This is a genomic window from Pseudomonas sp. ATCC 43928 (assembly GCF_005938665.2).
In the GTDB taxonomy this organism is placed as follows: domain Bacteria; phylum Pseudomonadota; class Gammaproteobacteria; order Pseudomonadales; family Pseudomonadaceae; genus Aquipseudomonas.
This window is the reverse complement of record NZ_CP041753.1, coordinates 593,165-612,009: the sequence shown is the minus strand read 5'-3', so window position 1 is coordinate 612,009 and position 18,845 is coordinate 593,165. Positions and strand designations below refer to the sequence as shown.

Annotated in this window: 13 protein-coding genes and 1 pseudogene; 3 read left to right on the top strand and 11 right to left on the bottom strand. The window is 60.6% G+C overall.

The genetic code is table 11. From position 1 onward, the window contains the following. Positions 1-22: 22 nt before the first annotated feature. The 4 genes from FFH90_RS02805 to hutC all read right to left on the bottom strand — a co-directional run bounded on the left by FFH90_RS02805 (position 23) and on the right by hutC (position 4,587). Positions 23-991, bottom strand: coding sequence for an ABC transporter substrate-binding protein (locus FFH90_RS02805; protein ID WP_018929183.1), 969 nt, complete (start codon positions 989-991; stop codon positions 23-25). Positions 992-1,161: 170 nt separating this feature from the next. Further along, positions 1,162-2,844 (bottom strand): urocanate hydratase, encoded by a 1,683-nt coding sequence (gene hutU, locus FFH90_RS02800; protein ID WP_018929184.1) that lies wholly within the window; start codon positions 2,842-2,844, stop codon positions 1,162-1,164. 450 nt (positions 2,845-3,294) lie between these two features. Further along, positions 3,295-3,864 carry a HutD family protein gene (locus FFH90_RS02795; protein ID WP_138866658.1) on the bottom strand — a complete coding sequence of 190 codons (570 nt, stop codon included), beginning with the start codon at positions 3,862-3,864 and terminating at the stop codon, positions 3,295-3,297. Positions 3,865-3,876: 12 nt separating this feature from the next. After that, positions 3,877-4,587 carry a histidine utilization repressor gene (gene hutC / locus FFH90_RS02790; RefSeq protein WP_161793960.1) on the bottom strand — a complete coding sequence of 237 codons (711 nt, stop codon included), beginning with the start codon at positions 4,585-4,587 and terminating at the stop codon, positions 3,877-3,879. Positions 4,588-4,733: 146 nt separating this feature from the next. Here hutC and FFH90_RS02785 point away from each other — a divergent pair, with 146 nt between their 5' ends. Then, positions 4,734-6,098, top strand: coding sequence for a formimidoylglutamate deiminase (locus tag FFH90_RS02785; protein WP_138866657.1), 1,365 nt, complete (start codon positions 4,734-4,736; stop codon positions 6,096-6,098). 61 nt (positions 6,099-6,159) lie between these two features. Here the strand turns inward: FFH90_RS02785 and FFH90_RS02780 are convergent, their stop codons facing one another. After that, entirely contained in the window at positions 6,160-6,729 is a 570-nt protein-coding gene (locus FFH90_RS02780) for a lipocalin family protein (protein WP_064615892.1), read from the bottom strand. Positions 6,730-6,762: 33 nt separating this feature from the next. Then, positions 6,763-7,017: an outer membrane protein assembly factor BamE gene (gene bamE / locus FFH90_RS02775; RefSeq protein WP_018929189.1), complete on the bottom strand. Its 255-nt coding sequence runs from the start codon at positions 7,015-7,017 to the stop codon at positions 6,763-6,765. A gap of 284 nt (positions 7,018-7,301) precedes the next feature. On the opposite strand from bamE, the pseudogene FFH90_RS30550 reads away from it, so the two are divergent. Then, positions 7,302-8,336: pseudogene (locus tag FFH90_RS30550) on the top strand (cache domain-containing protein); the annotation flags it as partial. 93 nt (positions 8,337-8,429) lie between these two features. Next, complete coding sequence (locus tag FFH90_RS30545) at positions 8,430-9,194, top strand: methyl-accepting chemotaxis protein (RefSeq protein ID WP_372240859.1); 765 nt, start codon at positions 8,430-8,432, stop codon at positions 9,192-9,194. Positions 9,195-9,256: 62 nt separating this feature from the next. On the opposite strand, the gene FFH90_RS02765 is transcribed toward FFH90_RS30545, so the two are convergent. From FFH90_RS02765 to FFH90_RS02745, 5 genes are all read right to left on the bottom strand, one after another. After that, positions 9,257-9,859, bottom strand: coding sequence for a DUF924 family protein (locus FFH90_RS02765; protein ID WP_018929191.1), 603 nt, complete (start codon positions 9,857-9,859; stop codon positions 9,257-9,259). 3 nt (positions 9,860-9,862) lie between these two features. Then, positions 9,863-10,873, bottom strand: a complete 1,011-nt coding sequence (locus tag FFH90_RS02760; RefSeq protein WP_007933966.1) for a class 1 fructose-bisphosphatase — start codon at positions 10,871-10,873, stop codon at positions 9,863-9,865. Between the two features lie 245 nt (positions 10,874-11,118). Then, positions 11,119-12,486 carry a DUF3999 domain-containing protein gene (locus FFH90_RS02755; protein ID WP_138866655.1) on the bottom strand — a complete coding sequence of 456 codons (1,368 nt, stop codon included), beginning with the start codon at positions 12,484-12,486 and terminating at the stop codon, positions 11,119-11,121. Continuing rightward, positions 12,483-16,070 (bottom strand): DUF2339 domain-containing protein, encoded by a 3,588-nt coding sequence (locus FFH90_RS02750; protein ID WP_138866654.1) that lies wholly within the window; start codon positions 16,068-16,070, stop codon positions 12,483-12,485. The genes FFH90_RS02755 and FFH90_RS02750 overlap by 4 nt, the downstream gene beginning before the upstream one ends. Before the next feature lie 194 nt (positions 16,071-16,264). Further along, entirely contained in the window at positions 16,265-18,715 is a 2,451-nt protein-coding gene (locus tag FFH90_RS02745) for a glycogen/starch/alpha-glucan phosphorylase (RefSeq protein WP_064615887.1), read from the bottom strand. Between the last annotated feature and the right edge of the window lie 130 nt (positions 18,716-18,845).

Below are 18,845 nucleotides of genomic sequence, written 5' to 3'. Positions count from 1 at the left end.
CCGACAGTCGGAGAGGCTCAACCTACAAGGCCGCGTCGATTTTCTTGGCTGCGTCTTCGCTCACCCACGCGTGCCAGACTTCAGGATGTTCCTTCAAGAAGATCTTGGCCAGTTTTGGCGACTCGATCCGCTCTTTGGCCATACGCCCCAGGTTCTGATTCAACAGGTCGATCGGCAGGTTGACCTTTTCCAGCACGGTCACCAGTTCCGGGGCCTGCTCGTGGAAAGTCTTGGAGAGGCCGACCTTGATGGTCACGCGCTTGTCGACACCCGGTTTTTCTTCCAGTTTGACCACGTCGATCTGGCCCATCAGCGGGGTTGGCGACCAGTAGTAGAAAAGGATCGGCTCGCCACGCTTGTAGCTCGACAGTACCGCCGCATCCAGCGCCGGGCCGGTGCCTGGACGGAAGTTGGTGTAGCTGTTTTCCAGGCCGTAGCTTTTCAGCATTTCGCTGTTATCCAGCTCGCAGGTCCAGCCGGCCGGGCAGTTGTAGAAACGCCCTTTGGATGGCTCTTCGGCGTCCTTGAATACCGCGGAATATTTAGCCAGATCGGCAATGTTTTTCAGGTCCGGCGCCTTGGCTTCCAGTTTGCGCTTGGCGTCGCCTTCGATCACGTAGCGCGGCACGTACCAGCCTTCGACGGCACCCACCACCGGAGCGCCGACACCGACGACCTTGCCGGCCTTCTCGGCCTTGTTCCAGACTTCGCTGCGGCCGACCCACTCTTCGGCGAACACTTGGATGTCGTTGCTGCTCAGGGCGTTTTCCATGGTGATGGAGTTGCCCGGCAGGCTGTCGGTCTTGCAGTCGTAGCCTTTCTCCAACACGACTTGCAGCACGTCGGTCAGCAGCATGGCGCTTTCCCAGTTCAGGCCGGCGAATTTCACCGGTTTACCCGATTCGCACCAGCCAGCCGCCTGGGTAGCACCGGCACTGGCCAGCAGGCCCATGGAAAGCAAAGTGGTCAGCAGGGTCTTGTTCGATTTCATTGTGTGACGCTCCTAATCATGAGTTGGCTTACGGCAGTCAAGAGGCATCCAGCCCTGTCCACGTCCAATCAGGCCTGCGCTACGCGCGACCCGCCCCGCTTATTGTTGGGTCTGCAACATCGTGATCTCTGCAGGAGCAGCCGCGACAGCTCCTGCAGTGGTCTTTTCTCTTATTTGCCGGTGATCATCGGCAGGTTCAGCCCCTGTTCCTTGGCGCAGTCGATCGCGATCTGGTAACCCGCATCGGCGTGACGCATGACACCGGTGGCCGGGTCGTTGTGCAGCACGCGAGCGATACGCTCGGCCGCTTCGTCAGTACCGTCGCAGACAATCACCATGCCCGAGTGCTGGGAGAAGCCCATGCCGACGCCGCCGCCGTGGTGCAGGGAAACCCAGGTCGCGCCGCTTGCGGTGTTCAGCAGAGCGTTGAGCAGTGGCCAGTCGGACACGGCGTCGGAACCGTCCTGCATCGATTCGGTTTCGCGGTTCGGGCTGGATACGGAGCCGGAGTCCAGGTGGTCGCGACCGATCACGATTGGCGCGGACAATTCACCGCTACGGACCATTTCGTTGAACGCCAGACCGAGCTTGGCGCGCAGGCCCAGGCCAACCCAGCAGATACGTGCCGGCAGACCCTGGAAGCTGATGCGCTCGCGAGCCATGTCCAGCCAGTTGTGCAGGTGGGCGTCGTCCGGGATCAGTTCTTTGACTTTAGCGTCGGTCTTGTAGATGTCCTGCGGGTCGCCCGACAGCGCAGCCCAACGGAACGGGCCGATGCCACGGCAGAACAGTGGACGGATGTAAGCCGGTACGAAACCCGGGAAGTCGAATGCGTTTTCCACGCCTTCTTCTTGCGCCATCTGACGGATGTTGTTGCCGTAGTCGAACGTCGGCACGCCCATTTTCTGGAAGTCCAACATCGCTTTAACGTGCACGGCCATCGATTGCTTGGCGGCCTTGACCACGGCAGCAGGTTCGGTCTTGGCGCGAGCGCGGTATTCGTCCCAGGTCCAGCCGGCCGGCAGGTAGCCGTTGAGCGGGTCGTGGGCGCTGGTCTGGTCGGTGACCATGTCCGGGCGCACGCCACGACGGACCAGTTCCGGGAGGATTTCCGCAGCGTTGCCCAGCAGGGCGATGGAGATCGCCTTGCCTTCGGCAGTGTATTTGGCGATACGGGCCAGGGCGTCGTCGAGGTCTTTGGCTTGCTCGTCGACGTAACGGCTTTTCAGACGGAAATCGATACTCACTTGTTGGCATTCGATGTTCAGCGAGCAAGCGCCGGCCAGGGTTGCAGCCAGAGGCTGAGCGCCGCCCATGCCGCCGAGGCCTGCGGTCAGGACCCAACGACCTTTCAGATCATCGTTGTAATGCTGGCGACCGGCTTCGACGAAGGTTTCGTAGGTGCCTTGAACGATGCCCTGGCTGCCGATGTAGATCCAGCTGCCGGCGGTCATCTGGCCGTACATGGCCAGGCCCTTGGCGTCGAGTTCGTTGAAGTGCTCCCAGTTCGCCCAGTGGGGTACCAGGTTGGAGTTGGCAATCAGAACGCGTGGTGCGTTGCTGTGGGTCTTGAACACGCCGACCGGCTTGCCGGATTGCACCAGCAGGGTCTCGTCGTCGTTCAGGTTGGTCAGGCTTTCGACGATCTTGTCGTAGCACTCCCAGTTACGTGCCGCACGACCGATACCACCGTAAACCACCAGTTCTTTAGGGTTCTCGGCGACTTCCGGGTCGAGGTTGTTCATCAGCATGCGCAGCGGCGCTTCAGTCAGCCAGCTCTTGGCGGTCAGCTTGTTACCGCGGGCAGCACGGATTTCAACGTCACGAAACTTAGTAGGTTTATTCTCAGTCACGAAAAGAACTCCTCAGCAATCAATCCAAACCAACCCAGGTAGTGGGCGAGCAAGCCGATGGGCATCAGTGCACATCAGCGAATCAGTGGACGATGGTTGAGTCTTCGTGACTCATACACATACGTCTTTACTTGTACATACAAGCATATGCAATCAAGCGGCCAACTTGTTGAATGAGCATCCAAGAAAATTTCTTACAGGGCTGGAAAGCGCCTGGATCAAGGGTTCTGGCGTAAGTGAAATTTTTCGCGGGGATTTATTCGGGGACGTGCCGGTTGTTACTTGAGCATGGTTTTGCGCCACACTGGGGCGTTCGGTAACAAATTGGTGCGCGATGGGGAACGGATTTGCGAGGACGAAAAGCATCGCGGGCAAGCCTCGCGCCCACAAGATTGTCATCGACCTTGTGGGCGCGAGGCTTGCCCGCGATAGAGGCGACTCGATATTGGATCAGCGTGCAGTCAGCTCAATGACGCAGCACGAATCATTGATGGCGACGTCCTGCAGACCGACGTTACCGTCCAGTTGCAGGCAATCATGGCGACCGAGTTGCGATGCTTTGTTACCGACCTTCACTTCCAGCGCTTCACTGACACTGAACACCAGCAGAGTCCCGGCTTCACTAAAAAACCGCTGCTTGCCTTCCAGCCACTGCAACCGCGCACTGTAACGATCCGGTGCATAAATCAGGTTGAAGTCGCGAATCGGCCCACCGAGCAATGCGCAGGACACGTGACTCTCGCCATTGAAAGCAAACGGGTCGAGCGGTAACAACGCCCGCGTGTCCTGGCCATCGACGCGCAAGGTCATGCCCTCGCCTTGCAGTACGGTGATCACCCGCTCATAACCGGCAAAGGTGGAAAAACCGCCCGACTCGCCGATGTCGGCAATCGACAGGCGCCAACCAAAACCATCAAGACCTATCCCCGTATCACGGGTGATTTCTTCAGTGCTGCCGCCGCCGTTCTTCCACGGCATGCGCGGGTAATCGGCCGCGCGTAATACCTTCAACTGACTCATTTATGGCTCTTTTTATTTGTGGAACCGTCCTTCCAGACGATGACGGGAACCGGGGTGGATCAAGCGGGCGGCGGTCACCGGCTGACGGCCGGACCAGGTGCGGCGACGAATCAGCAGGCACGGTTCGCCCTTTTCAATCTGTAGCAGCTTGCATTCGGATGGCTCGGCAAGAATCGCTTCGACCACATGCTCGCCCTCGGTCAACGGCGCGACCTGATTCAGATAGGCGTAAGGCGTTTGCAGGGTGAAGTCTTGCTTGAGGTAGTCCGGCGCCACCAGCGCGTTGACGAAACGGTCTTCGATTTGCACCGGGATATCGTTTTCGAAATGCACGATCAGCGAGTGGAACACCTTCTGGCCTTCGCGCATGTCCAGGGCCAGGGCCCGCTCGGAACCGGCGGCCTCTTCTTCGAGGGTGATCACCTTGCACGTGTGACGATGACCACGGGAGGCGATCTCGTCGGCGATGTTATGCACTTCAAACAGCGCAGACTGACTTTTCGGCTCGGCGACGAACGTTCCGACGCCTTGCATACGCACCAACAGGCCGTCGGCAGTCATCTCGCGCAGGGCGCGGTTGATGGTCATGCGGCTGAAACCCAGCTGGTTGACCAGTTCGCTTTCCGACGGAACGCGGTAGTGCGGCGGCCAGTTTCCACTGTCGATTTGCTGGGTGATCATCTGTTTTACGCGGGCGTACAAGGGCGCCGGACTGTCGCCCATGTTCGCGGCCAACGGGGAGACTGGAGGCGGAGTCGGCACGGTTAATCCTTGTTCATTTGGTAGAGGTTGCTAGCTTGCCGGAGTTTACCGAGCAGGCAAACGTCTGTATATGTATATACAAATAACACACGATGGGGTGCTGAACCATGTCCGCCTTCTTTGCCGAACGCGCGCTGCTGCCTAGTGGATGGGCCAACAATGTACGTCTTGAAGTCAACGCCGATGGCGTGCTGACCCGAATCCAGGCCGATTCCCACGCAGATGGCGCCGAACGGTTGAGCGGTCCGCTGCTGCCGGGAATGCCGAATTTACACTCCCACGCCTTCCAGCGGGCCATGGCCGGCCTGGCGGAAGTGGCGGGTAATCCGAATGACAGTTTCTGGACCTGGCGCGATCTGATGTATCGGCTCGTCGGAAAAATCAGCCCGGACCAACTCGGCGTTATCGCCCGTCAGCTGTACATCGAAATGCTCAAGGCCGGTTACACATCGGTCGCTGAATTTCATTACGTCCATCACGACAATAATGGCCAGCCGTATGCGGACCCGGCCGAACTGGCACTGCGCATCAGCCAGGCGGCCAGCTCTGCCGGTATCGGTTTGACCTTGCTGCCGGTGCTCTACAGCCATTCCGGTTTTGGCGGACAGACCCCGAACGAAGGCCAGCGCCGCTTTATCAACAGCACCGAAAACTACCTGAAGCTTCAGTCGCGTTTGCAGCCGATTCTGGCGCAGCAACCGGCGCAGTCGCTCGGCCTGTGTTTCCACTCGTTACGCGCGGTCACACCGCAGCAGATCAGCGAAGTGCTGACAGCCAGCGACAAGCAGTGCCCGGTGCACATTCACATCGCCGAGCAGCAGAAGGAAGTCGACGACTGCCTTGGCTGGAGCGGTCGCCGTCCGCTGCAATGGCTGTACGAAAACACCGAAGTCGATCAACGCTGGTGCCTGGTCCACGCCACCCACGCCAACCCGGAAGAAGTCACGCTCATGGCCAAGAGCCGCGCCATCGCCGGCCTGTGCCTGACCACTGAAGCCAACCTCGGCGACGGGATTTTCCCGGCGGTGGACTTCCTGGCGCAGGGCGGGCGCATGGGTATCGGTTCCGACAGCCATGTATCGTTGAGCGTGGTGGAAGAATTGCGCTGGCTGGAATACGGCCAGCGTCTGCGCGATCAGCGGCGTAATCGGTTGTATGGCGCAAATCAGCCGATGGTCGGCCGCACGCTGTACGACGCCGCGCTGGATGGCGGCGCCCAGGCGTTGGGGCAGCCGATCGGCGCCCTGGAAGTCGGTAAGCGCGCGGATTGGTTGGTGCTGGACGGCAACGATCCGTACCTGGCGACGGCCAGTGGCGACGGGATTCTCAATCGTTGGCTATTTGCCGGTGGCGATCGCCAGGTGCGGGATGTGCTGGTCAATGGCCAGTGGGTCGTGCGCGATGGGCGGCATGCCGACGAGGAAGAGAGTAACCGGGCATTCACTCAAGTCCTGCGCGATCTCTTGGGCTGACGCAAAAAAAACTGTGGGAGCGAGCCTGCTCGCTCCCACAGTTTTTGCTTTTCGGTGACCGTTAGTTCGAGGTCTTGGCCATCTTGGCATCCGACGTACGCCAGATCAGTCGCGTCGTGTCATAGCCCTGCTGACGCGCCCTGCTCAGCAGTTCTTCACGCACTACGCCATTGACCGTCGGGGTCCGTGACAGCAGCCAGAGATGATGGCGGCTCGGGTCGCCGACAATCGCAGTCTTGTAGTCATCACTGACGTACAACACCCAGTATTCTCCCTTCGACACACCGGGTATCAATCGCGAGAACCAGGTGTCGAATTCAACCCACAGCTTGTCGGCCTTGCCGACTTCCTGTGGATAAGCCCTGCCCTTGGCCTCTTCCCATTGCCATTGCGAAGTCAGGCAGCGGTTCAGCACCGCCATCTCACCGTCAGGCTTGAGGCTGTAATGGGCTTCGGATTGCGCACAGTTACGCTGGAAATACACCGGCAGACGCGCCAATTCGTACCAGGTTCCCTGGTAACGCTTGAGGTTGACACTATTGACGGTCTTGGGCGCCAACGGATCTACGCCAGAAGAGGCGCAGCCGGCCAATACCAGGCCGGCAAAAAGAACGATCAGGAACCGCTTCATTATTTTTTTCTCCCGTGGGCGAAAAGCCCCGGTTTACTTCAGGCCTTGGCCCGAAAACATCAGCACTTTGTCACCGGCATACTGCACGCTGATAAAGCTGTTTTTGTCGCCCCAGGTGCAGCTGGACATGCCGAGTGCGCCCGAGCAATCGGTGGGTTTGCCCAGCAAGGTTTCAACCTGGGCCTTGGGCATGCCGGTCGACAGCTTCGAATAATTTTCCTGATTGATCTTGCTGCACGCGGCCAACAGCACGCAGAACGAGAGCAAGGCGATAGAACGCAGCGACATGGTGTAACTCCTGGAGCGGAAGAGAGGTGGCATGTTGCCAACCAGAAGCTTAGAAGAGAAAACCCTAATCTGGTTCCCCGACCGTCCGCCTATTTATTAGGCCACTCGTCAGCCTTTTACCGATAAATCAGCCCCTTTCTCAGGTCATTGGGTATTTCGTCGGTTTTCGTCAATACCCGCCTAATCTTTGGCGCTGGCCAGTCGACATAAAAGCAGCGCCAAGCCCTCGACTGTGGCAAATTGACGCCCCTTTGCTGACCAGCCACTGCGCGGTAGATCATTTAATGACCAGAAACATGAAATTCAGCCACAAGATCTTGTTGGCAGCCGCTCTCGTGGTGGCCGTTGCATTCGCCTGTTTCATCCTGTTCAACGATTACCGCCAGCGTCAAACCCTGCGCAGCAGTACCGAGTCCTCGATGCAGGAACTCGGCAGCCTGACCACCAGCAACATCCAGACCTGGCTGGAAAGCCGCATCCAATTGCTGCAATCGCTGTCCCAGCAGATCGCCGTGGACGGCAGCGCCCCGGCCAATCTCAAACGCGCCATCGACCTGCCGGCCTATACCAGCAACTTCCAGCTGAGCTACTTCGGCGGCACCGATGGCGTGATGTTCTCGATCCCGGCCGGCAACCGCGCCGCGGACTACGACCCTCGCGCCCGTGGCTGGTACAAGGCAGCCAACAACGCGCAACAGACCATCGTCACCGAACCCTACATCGCGGCGTCGTCGGGCAAACTGGTGATCACCGTGGCCACGCCGGTGAAGTACCAGAGCCAGATGATTGGCGTCGCCGGCGCGGATATCGACCTGTCCAGCGTCAGCGCGATCATCAACTCGCTGAACTTCGGCGGTCATGGCCATGCGTTCATTGTCAGCGCCGACGGCAAAATTCTGATCCACCCGGACAGCAAACTGGTGCTCAAGAACCTGGCCGACGCCTACCCCAACGGCGCGCCGAAAGTCAGCCCGGGCCTGAAAGAAGTCGAACTGGACGGTAAAACCCAGTTCATCTCCTTCACCCACGTTAACGGTGTGCCGTCGGCGGACTGGTACGTGGCGCTGGTGCTGGATCAGGAAACCGCGTTCTCGATGCTCAGCGAATTCCGCACCTCGGCGATCATCGCCATGGTCATCGCCGTGGTGATCATCATCGCGCTGCTGAGCATGTTGATCCGCGTGCTGATGCAGCCGCTGCTGATCATGGGCCGCGCCATGCATGACATCGCCGAGGGCGAAGGCGACCTGACCAAACGCCTGACCATTCACGGCCAGGACGAATTCGGTGCACTGGGCACCTCGTTCAACCGTTTCGTCGAGCGTATCCACACCTCGATCCGCGAAGTATCTTCGGCCACCGGCCAGGTCAACGAAGTTGCCCTGCGCGTAGTGGCGGCCTCGAACTCGTCAATGTTCAACTCCGATCAACAGGCCTCGCGCACCAGCAGCGTCGCGGCAGCGATCAACCAGCTCGGGGCCGCCGCCCAGGAAATCGCCCAAAACGCCGCCCTCGCCTCGCAACACTCGAGCGACGCACGCAGCCTGGCCGAAGACGGTCAGCAGGTAGTGGATAAAACCATCGCCGCGATGCACCAGCTTTCGGCAAAAATCAGCGATTCGTGCGGCAACATCGAAACCCTGAACAGCAACACAGTGAACATCGGACAGATTCTGGAAGTGATCACCAGCATCTCGCAACAGACCAACCTGCTGGCCCTCAACGCGGCCATCGAAGCTGCCCGTGCCGGTGAAGCCGGCCGTGGTTTTGCCGTGGTGGCCGACGAAGTACGCAACCTCGCCCACCGCACTCAGGATTCGGCGCAGCAAGTGCAGAAGATGATCGAGGAGCTGCAAGTTGGGGCCCGGGAAGCGGTCAGCACCATGACCGACAGCCAGCGCCAGAGCGAAAGCAGCGTCGGCATCGCCAACCAGGCTGGCGAACGCCTGGGCAGCGTGACGCAGCGCATCGGTGAAATCGACGGGATGAACCAGTCGGTGGCTACCGCGACTGAAGAACAGACCGCCGTGGTGGAATCGATCAACGTCGACATCACCGAGATCAACACGCTGAACCAGGAAGGCGTGGAGAACTTGCAGTCGACTTTGCGTGCGTGTGCCGATCTTGAGCAGCAAGCGGCGCGGTTGAAGCAGTTGGTGGGTAGTTTCCGGATCTAAGGCGCTCTCACCGGCGGCATCGCGGGCTTGCCCGCGATGCCGGCATCAGCAACAACGAAAAGCTAGAAGCGCGATCCTGGCCCCGAAAGAAACTCCAGCTCCTCAGCCGTAGACTCACGCCCCAACACCGCATTGCGATGGGGAAACCGCCCAAATCGCGCAATGATCTTCTGATGCCGTTCGGCGTAATCCAGGTTGCTGGCAAACACCGCCCGATCCGCCTCGGGTTGCTGTTCAACCAGATCGAGAAACCGCGAAACCGCTTCGTTCTGCACCGCCAGGTTTTCGCAGTGTTCGAACACCAGATAGATAAAAACCCGCTGGATCGGTCGCAGTTGCCGATCGAAATCCGCGGCAATGCCTTGCGCCACCAGTGCCTGGGCCCTGACGTCGCCGGAAAAGGATTTGGGTGTGTCGCGAAAGATCATTCGCGGCAATTGATCGAGCAACAGCACCAGGGCCAGCCAACCTTCGGGGCGTTGCGCCCATTCGGTCAATCCGCCGGCCAGTGCCTGCTCGACCAGATCCCCGAAACGCATCCGCGCTTCGAGGTCCTGACTGTCACGCTTGCCGAACCATAACTTGCCCTTGTCAGCCGCTATTTCGTTGGGTGATTCGAAAGATCCAAACCACCATTCGAGTAACGGCTGCCAGGGCGCGGTCATGTTTTATTCCTTGTGGTAAGCCGTGACGCGGGCAACTTCTTCTTTCGAACCGAGGAACACCGCAACACGCTGGTGCAGGCCTTCCGGCTGGATGTCGAGGATGCGCTGGTGGCCGTCAGTGGATGCGCCACCCGCTTGCTCCACCAGGAACGACATCGGGTTGGCTTCGTACATCAGGCGCAGTTTGCCCGGCTTCGACGGCTCGCGGCTGTCGCGTGGGTACATGAACAGACCGCCGCGGGTCAGGATGCGGTGCACGTCGGCCACCATCGCGGCGACCCAACGCATGTTGTAGTTCTTCTTCAGCGGGCCTTCATCGCCAGCCAGCAATTCGTCGACGTAACGTTGTACCGGCGCTTCCCAGTGACGCTTGTTGGACGCGTTGATCGCGAATTCCTGTGTGGACTCCGGAATCGTGATGTCTTCATGGGTCAGTACGAAGCTGCCCATTTCACGATCCAGGGTGAAGCCTTTGACGCCATTGCCCAGGGTCAGCACCAGCATGGTCTGTGGACCGTAAATCGCGTAACCGGCGGCAACCTGCTGAGTGCCTGGCTGCAGGAAGGCCTTTTCGTTCAAAGGCTCGTTCTGGGTCAGGTATTCGTTCGGGCAACGCAGCACCGAGAAGATCGTACCGACCGGCGCGTTGATGTCGATGTTCGACGAACCGTCCAGCGGGTCGAACACCAGCAGGTACGCGCCTTTCGGGTATTTGCCCGGGATCTGGTAGGCATTGTCCATTTCTTCGGATGCCATGCCGGCCAGGTGACCGCCCCATTCGTTGGCTTCGAGCAGGATGTCGTTGGACATCACATCAAGCTTCTTCTGCACTTCACCTTGGACGTTTTCAGTGCCCATGCTGCCCAGGACACCACCCAGGGCGCCTTTGGAAACGGCGTGGCTGATTTCCTTACAGGCACGCGCCACCACTTCGATCAGGAAACGCAGATCGGCAGGAGTGTTGTTGCTGCGGGTCTGCTCAATCAAATAGCGACTCAGGGTAACGCGGGACATGGACGGCTCCGGAGGAATGGGGGGGCTAAAAACCCGCGCAGTTTAACGCGAGTCGGGGCGCATTTCCTCCTATCAGACGTGATACGCCCAATAGAGTTCATGCGCGGGGTTGAGCGTAGTTCGAAATGGGCCGCGATTGGGCGCCAGTTTCGATATTTTTGGTGGCAGGAAGGACGTCTTCGCGGGCAAGCCTCGCCCCTGCAGGAGCGGCTTGCCCGCGATCTGGCGCGCAGCGCCAGCCATCCTCAGGATTTAGCAGCAGGCTTGCGCAGCAAACTGAACGCCATCCCTCCCAGAAACAGCACACTGAGCAGCAACACCGCCCACAACCCGATCTTTTTCCAGTTCATGCCCAGCACCGTTGGTGCTGTCGCCGCCGGGGTCACCACGGCCCCGCCGTCCACCGTCGCCTTGCCCAGCGTCGCCAGCTTCGCCGCGCTGTAATCGGGAATCAGCGTCGACAACGGCAAGCTTGCAGCCTTCACCGTCGCACTTCCCAGCGCCAGCGTATAAGGCCCGGCACCGCGCGCCAGGAACACCAACTGCGTGGAGCGCACGGCATACCGCACGGTGGGTGCTTCGGCGCCCAGGCCGCCGCCGCGTTCATCCACCGTCAGTTTCAATTGCTGCACGGTCTGGCCCGACAACTGCAATTCGTTCTGCACCACATCCTGGCCATTCTGGGTCAGGCGATAGAGCAAACCGTTGGTCAGCGGTTGCCACGGCAGGCTGGTCTCCCGGCGCCCCGACAACGTTACCGGTGCCAGGCTGTTGGGCTGATTCAGCTCGACCTGCAAACGCTGGACGTTCAACCCCATCGGCAATTGCCAGATGTACTCACCGGCCTTCACGCTGCTGCCGGCCAAGGGTTGCGACCAGACCAACGGCAGCGGCAAGGTGCGAGGGTTGGTGCTTTCCAGCTGCGCCGAAGTCAGCACTGGCGCCGACTGAGGCGAATTCCAAAGCAAACGTAGATAGCGCGCCGATTGCCCCGGCAGGCCGACTTCATGTTGCTCGACCCGTTCGTCGGCAAACGTCAGACGCGCCACCTGCCCTTCACCCCATGACTGCCAATGCTGCAAATCGTTGCTGGCTTCGATGCTGAAACGCTGGAAGCCGTCGCGTTCACTGGTCCAGTCGAGGATTAATTGCTGCAACGGGGCCTTGATGCCGCTGGCATCGAGTAACCAGCCGCGCAGCTCTTCTTCGCCCGCCTCCAACTGGCTGGACGGCTGCACTTCGATCAACGTGCCGTTGGTGTTCGATTGCACCCGTACGCTCGGCGTGCGCTCGCTGGCATCCGCCGAGTTGTACAACGGGAACCACTTTACGTCGGTCAGCGTGCGGTTTTCGTGGGTCTGAGCAGGCTCTCGGGCCAGAGCGTACGCCTGAGGCTCACCGGCGGCGTTGAACACACGCACATCGCTGAGATCGGTTTGCCGCGCGTTCAGTTGCACGCCCAAGGGCAATTCCAGGCGATACCACGGGCCCTCGCCGCTCACAGACAATGGCACCTGCGTGGCGAAATCCGCAGGTTTTTCCTGCGCGCCAGCCGACAGTGTCACCCCCAGCACAACAGCAGCCCACCAGCCCAGGTTCAGCTTCTGACTCAAGATGACACTCCTTCGGTTTCAGGGGCCGGTTTTTCAGCACCCGGCACGGCTTCGGCACGCTTGGGTGGCAGCGGGGCGAAATAGCCCACCACCAACAGCAACACGCCAACGCCGATAAACGACACGATCCGCGCCAGCCCGCCGCGGTTACTCAATTCAACGAAGAACAGCTTGGCAACCACCAGCGCGATCAGCCCTGCGCCGATCAGCCAGACTTCACGGCGGTGACGCAGATGCCCACCGATCATCAGACTCAGGGCCATCAGCGTCCAAACGATGGACAGGCCGGCCTGCACCAGCATCGATTCAAGCAGCAGATCCAGCGCGAACGGCACGCCACCCCAGTGGTGGGCCGCGCGCATCACCAGCGCGGTAAAGAAGGCAAACAGCGAAACACCGGCAATCACCTGCGTGGCGTTATCGGTGTAATCCTTGCGGATCGCCAGTTGCGTGACTGCGTTGCGGGACCAGACATAAACGCCGAACAGGGCGAACAACAGGCCCAGCTCCAGCGGGTTGATCAGTGGCACATAGGGCAACGGCTCGGCGGTGCCGTCGCTGGCCATGTTCGCCAGCCAGAACCAGCCGAGCATCAACAACGCCAATGGCGCGGCGGCATAGACCCGGTACTCGCGGGGATAAGCCGACACTGGCCATGGCCACGCGCGCGGTGCGGCCATCAGCACCAGATACAGGCTCGGCAGAATCGCCCAGCCCAACCAGCGCCAGGCGTTGTACTGCTCCGACAACAGCAGCAAGCCATAACGCAGCTCCAGGGCCAACACGCCGATCAATAGCCAGCAACCGAGTACATGGGCGGTGCTCTGGGCTTTTTCGGGCAGCATCGACGCCAGACGCTGCAACGAGATGAAATGCACGACGAACACCGCGGCCCAAACCAGCCAGCCGAAGTTGGCGGCCGGGTGATAACGCGAATGCCAGGCCGCGAGCAACACCAGACCGGCGGCGGGAATCAGCAAGGTGCAGAGCAAACCCAGCGACGACCACTTCAGGCGCAGCGCCAGCACCGCCCACAGCGCCACACTCACCGCCGCGACCGCCAGCAGCAACGTCGCTTGCAGGTTCACAGGCGCAAAACGCAGCACTTCGCTGATCCACGCCAGTGCCCACCAACCCGTGCCCCACACCAGCAACACTTCGGACAAGCGCTGCAGGCTCAACACATCGAAAGCCGAAGCATGGTTGCCTAGCTGCAAACGCCAGGCCCCGACAAATGCCGCCAGCCCCAGCACCAACGGTGTCCAGAACCCGCTATGCGCCAACGGTCGCAACCCTTCGCTGAGCAGCGGCCCGAGCAGGTCTGGCCCGGCGAACAGGAACGCTACGCCGCCGATCACCTGCAACAGCAGACCAAAGACAAAACTCACACGCTGCTTCAGGTACAGACTCAGCCAGATGATGAACAAACCACTGGCCGCCCACACCGCACTCGCGGTTTGCCACGGCAACACGAACAGCACAGCCAGGTTGATCAGCACCAGACCGGCCAATAGCACCACCGACAAGCCACGCAACAAACGCACGTCACTGCGCACCATTTCGTCCCGGGCCGCCAACAACATGCCGGCGATCAGTGCCAGCCCGATCAAGGATGCGCTGAGCAAACCGCTCCAGCCGGCGCTGAATACCGCAGCCGAGTCTCCACTCGCCCCTCGCAGCCGCACCAGGAACAACGCACCGCCGAGCAGTTGCACGGCGAACGCACTGAACAGGAACGCCCGCGATTGCAGGCGCAGGCCGACGAACAGCGTCGCCAACCCGGCCAGCGCCCAGCTGATCGCCGTGCCGTGAGTGAAGAAAAACAGCGGCGCCAGCAGATAGAGGAACGTCAGGCCCAGGCAGGCCAGCACCGGCAACCCTTGGCGTTCCCATGGCAACGCCTGTTCAGGCAACGCTTTGCGTAATTGGTAGAAGCTGAACAGCAGCGCCACGCCGAGCATCAACGCCCCCAGCGGCGCACCATCGAGCAGGCTGCTCTCGCCGCTGTGCAATTCGCTGATAAAGGCCAACGCCGAGCCCAATTGCAGCAGCAAGGCAAAGGCCCGCGCCAGCGGCCGTCGTTGACGCAGGCCGAGCCAGAAAATCCCCGCCCCTTCCACCGCCCAGGCTGCGGCAGTCCAACGCGCATCAAGCCCCAGAGGAATCGCCAGACTGGCGAAGATCACCCCCAGCGCCAGACAGGTTTCGGCCAGCAACAGTGCTCGCCCCCCCATCAGCAACCGGGCCAGCCCCATGTAAATCATGCCCAGGGCCAAGGCGCTGAAGGCCGCGGCAAATTCAAAGTGCTCCACCAGCGCGAACTGCAGACCGAAGCCCACCAACGGTGGCGCGAACAGCATCATGCCGTCGACGTAATCGCCCTTGTGCGCCGACCAGCGCAGCAGCGCTTCACGGCTGTCGTCCTCGGGCGCGTCGCTCATTTCCAGCAACTTGCGCCGGGTGAACAACAAACCGATGGCCAGGTACATCAGGAAGAACAGAATCAGGAACGGCTCGGTACTCCACAGCAGCTCCGGTCTATAGGAGCGCAGGCCCCAGGCAAAGCCGATGCCGAAGGTGCCGACAAACCCGATCAGGTTGAGCAGCCGCCAGGCCTTGAACCACGCGATGGCGAGGATGCCAGCGTTGAGCAGGGCGAAATAGCTGAACAGCGCGACGTGATTGCCAGCGCCGGTGGAGGTCAGGATCGGCGCGGCGAAACCGCCCAACGCGGCAGCGGCGGCCAGGCCCAACGCATTTTGGGTAATGGCGAGAATCGCCGAGAACACCGTCACCACCACCAACAGGCCCAATGCTGCCTTGGGATCAAGCAACGGATGCAGACGCATCGCGGCAAATACCGTCAGGTACAACACCGCGATCCCGGTGCCTTGCAGCATCAGCGCGTAGTTGCTGTTGCGCAGTCTCAGCCACCAGCCCAGAGCGAGCAGGCCCAAGGCCGCCGCCGCGACACCGGCGTAACGCAACTCGATCGGCACCACCATGCCTTCGGTGGCATAACGCAACAGGAAAGCCAGGCCGAGGAACAACAGCACCACGCCGACCCGCAATACGGTATTGCCGCCGAACAGCCAATTGCGTGCGCCGCTGATGGCGCGCTCGATGAAGTTCGGGCCGCGCGGCTCGGCCGGTTGCTGTGGTTCGCGGGCGACCGGCTCGGGTTGCCAGACATCGGCGGGCAACGGACGACTGGTTTCGGCAGCGGCCGCGGTGATGGGTTCGAATTCGGGGGGTAGCTCCCAGACCAGCTCCGGAGGTGCGACAGGGGCTTGCTCAAGAATGATTTCAGGCGACTCAGCAGGTTCGCTGACAACCGGTTCGCCTGGTTCAGGTGCCTTGGCACCCGACACTTCCAGCAACGCCAGTCGCTGCTCGACCGCATTCAGCGCAACCTGAGCCTGATCGAGTAAACGTCGCTGCTCGGCCGTTTGAGTGCTCAAGCGGCCGATACGCATGGCCTGGCCGAGACCCAGCCCGAGCAAAGCGCCCAACAGCGCCTCGCTGAACGACTCGTCAAGAATCCAGCCCAGCAGCAGCCCAATCAGCATTAACATCCATTGCATGGTCGATATCCCTAAGCGGCCCCGTGGCGGGGCTGATCCGTGCGATACAGCCTCTGGCTCAGTCTAGTGAGCAGACACCCGGAGTCCAGTGTGGGAGCGGCGGTGCGCCGCCCCCACACTGGGGTCAAGTTGGCGCTTAGTATATCGATCAGGCCCAACGGACGTTGGGCCTTGCGCACATTTGTTGCTAAAAATTACTCCAAAGCCTTCCAGATATCCGTTGCGTACTCGCGAATGGTCCGGTCGGACGAGAACCAGCCCATCCGCGCGGTGTTCAATACCGCCGAGCGCCACCACTCTTTCGAGTCGTGCCAGTGAGCTTCGACCCGCATCTGCGCGTTCCAGTAAGAGTCGAAATCGGCGCAGACCAGGAAGCGGTCGTAGTCCACCAGCGAATCGATCAGCGCGGTATAACGGGACGGATCGTCTGGTGAGAACACCCCGCTGCGAATCGCTTGCAGCACGTCGTTGAGCCGATGGGAGGCGGCGATGTCCGGCGCGGCGTTGAATTCATGGTTACGCTTGCGCGCTTCCACTTGCTGGGCGCTGAGACCAAAAATAAACATGTGCTCGGCACCGATGCGCTCGCACATTTCCACGTTGGCCCCGTCCAGGGTACCGATGGTCAGCGCGCCGTTGAGGCCGAATTTCATGTTACTGGTGCCCGAGGCTTCGAAGCCGGCAGTGGAAATCTGCTCCGACAAGTCCGCCGCCGGAATGATGCTCTCGGCCAGGCTGACGTTGTAGTTGGGCAGGAACACCACTTTGAGCAAGCCGCGCACCGTCGGGTCGTTGTTGACCACCCGCGCAATGTCGTTGGTCAGCTTGATGATCAGCTTGGCTTGGTGATAACTGGCCGCCGCCTTGCCGGCGAAGATTTTCACCCGCGGCACCCAGTCGGTTTCCGGCTCGGCACGAATCGCCTGATACAGCGCGACGGTGTGCATCAGGTTAAGCAACTGACGCTTGTATTCGTGGATCCGCTTGACCTGCACATCGAACATCGCCGCCGGATTGACCGCGATCCCCAGCCGCTCATGAATCAGGTACGCCAGGGCTTTCTTGTTGTGCAGCCGCTGTTCGGCGAACTGCTTGCGAAATGCAGTCTTCTCGGCAAACGGCTCCAGCGCGAGCAAGCGCTCCTCGGGGTTGTCCAGCAGATTCGGGCCGAGGGCGTCGACCAGCATGGAGGTGAGTTCGGGGTTGGCCTGATAGAGCCAGCGGCGGAAGGTAATGCCATTGGTCTTGTTGTTGATCCGGTCCGGGTAAAGCTTGTGCAGCTCGGAGAACACCGTGCTGCGCATCAGCTGCGTGTGCAGGCCGGACACGCCATTGACGCTGTGGGAACCCAGGAATGCCAGGTTACCCATGCGCACGCGGCGACCGTTGTCTTCCTCGATCAGCGAAATCGCACGCAGCACGTCGAAATCGTGAACACCTTTGGCTCGCAACGAGTCGATGTGCTGGGCGTTGATCAAGTAAATGATCTGCATGTGCCGGGGCAGCATCCGTTCCATCAGACTGACCGGCCAGGTTTCCAGCGCTTCCGGCAACAGCGTGTGGTTGGTGTACGACAGCGTGTCGACCGTGATCTGCCAGGCCGCATCCCACGCCACGTCATAGACGTCGACCAACTGACGCATCAGTTCGGCCACGGCGATCGAGGGGTGAGTGTCGTTGAGTTGGATGGCCGCGTGATCGCCCAGGGTCAGCACCGAGGTGTGCATGTTTCGATGGCGACGCAACAAGTCCTGCAAGGACGCGGAGACGAAGAAATATTCCTGGCGCAGGCGCAACTCCTGGCCGGCCTCGTTGCTGTCCGCCGGGTAAAGCACGCGGGAGATACTTTCTGCCCAGGCCACTTCCGCGACCGCGCCCAAGTGGTCGCCCGCGTTGAAGCGCTCCAGATGCAATTCTTCCATGGCCCGGGCGCGCCACAGCCGCAGGGTGTTGACGCTTGCACCACGCCAACCGACCACCGGGGTGTCGTAGGCGATGGCCCGCACGGTTTCCGACGGAGACCAGACTTGCCTGGACTTGCCGGCTTCATCGGTCACGGTTTCGACACTGCCGCCGAAACCGATCGGGTAGGCCACCTCTGGTCGTTCGAACTCCCACGGGTTGCCGAAGTCCAGCCAGTGTTCGGTCTGCTCCTGCTGCCAGCCGTCGACGATGGCCTGGCGGAACAAACCGTGTTCGTAACGAATGCCATAACCATGGCCGGCGATGCCGAGGGTCGACATGCTTTCCATGAAGCATGCCGCCAGACGTCCGAGGCCACCGTTGCCCAGTGCCGCATCGGGCTCCAGTAGACGGATGCGTTCGATGTCGACCCCCAGTTCGGTCATGGCCTCGCGGGCCACATCGAGCAAGCCGAGGTTGCTCAGGCTGTCGTAGAGCAAGCGACCGATAAGAAATTCAAGGGAAAGGTAATAAACGCGTTTCTGGCCTTTGCGGTAGATCTGCCGGGTGTGGTCCATCCAGTGCTCGACCATGTGATCACGCGCCGCCAGGGCAATGGCTTCGAACCAGTCATGGTCGAAGGCGTGATCCGGGTCTTTGCCCACTGCGTAAGTGAGCTTGGTCAAGACGGCGTCGCGGAATGCGGCCACCTCTGCTTCGCGAACAAGTGGTTCTTGAGTCATCGATAAGACCTCGAGCGAGCGTGAAGTTGTCTGAGCCTAGTCGGTCTGACAGACCGTAGAGACTCTGGTTCGGCAGTTTTTCCTGTTAGTACGAGATAGATCGACATTACGTCGTCGTGTGCCAGAAACA

Excerpts from the sequence above, each read along its gene's own strand:
- FFH90_RS02780 (WP_064615892.1), bottom strand. The coding sequence starts at position 6,729 with ATGAAGCGGTTCCTGATCGTTCTTTTTGCCGGCCTGGTATTGGCCGGC.
- FFH90_RS02750 (WP_138866654.1), bottom strand. The coding sequence starts at position 16,070 with ATGCAATGGATGTTAATGCTGATTGGGCTGCTGCTGGGCTGGATTCTT.
- FFH90_RS02795 (WP_138866658.1), bottom strand. The coding sequence starts at position 3,864 with ATGAGTCAGTTGAAGGTATTACGCGCGGCCGATTACCCGCGCATGCCG.
- FFH90_RS02785 (WP_138866657.1), top strand. The coding sequence starts at position 4,734 with ATGTCCGCCTTCTTTGCCGAACGCGCGCTGCTGCCTAGTGGATGGGCC.
- hutC (WP_161793960.1), bottom strand. The coding sequence starts at position 4,587 with ATGGGCGACAGTCCGGCGCCCTTGTACGCCCGCGTAAAACAGATGATC.
- FFH90_RS02745 (WP_064615887.1), bottom strand. The coding sequence starts at position 18,715 with ATGACTCAAGAACCACTTGTTCGCGAAGCAGAGGTGGCCGCATTCCGC.
- FFH90_RS02765 (WP_018929191.1), bottom strand. The coding sequence starts at position 9,859 with ATGACCGCGCCCTGGCAGCCGTTACTCGAATGGTGGTTTGGATCTTTC.
- FFH90_RS30545 (WP_372240859.1), top strand. The coding sequence starts at position 8,430 with ATGTTCAACTCCGATCAACAGGCCTCGCGCACCAGCAGCGTCGCGGCA.
- bamE (WP_018929189.1), bottom strand. The coding sequence starts at position 7,017 with ATGTCGCTGCGTTCTATCGCCTTGCTCTCGTTCTGCGTGCTGTTGGCC.
- FFH90_RS02760 (WP_007933966.1), bottom strand. The coding sequence starts at position 10,873 with ATGTCCCGCGTTACCCTGAGTCGCTATTTGATTGAGCAGACCCGCAGC.
- FFH90_RS02805 (WP_018929183.1), bottom strand. The coding sequence starts at position 991 with ATGAAATCGAACAAGACCCTGCTGACCACTTTGCTTTCCATGGGCCTG.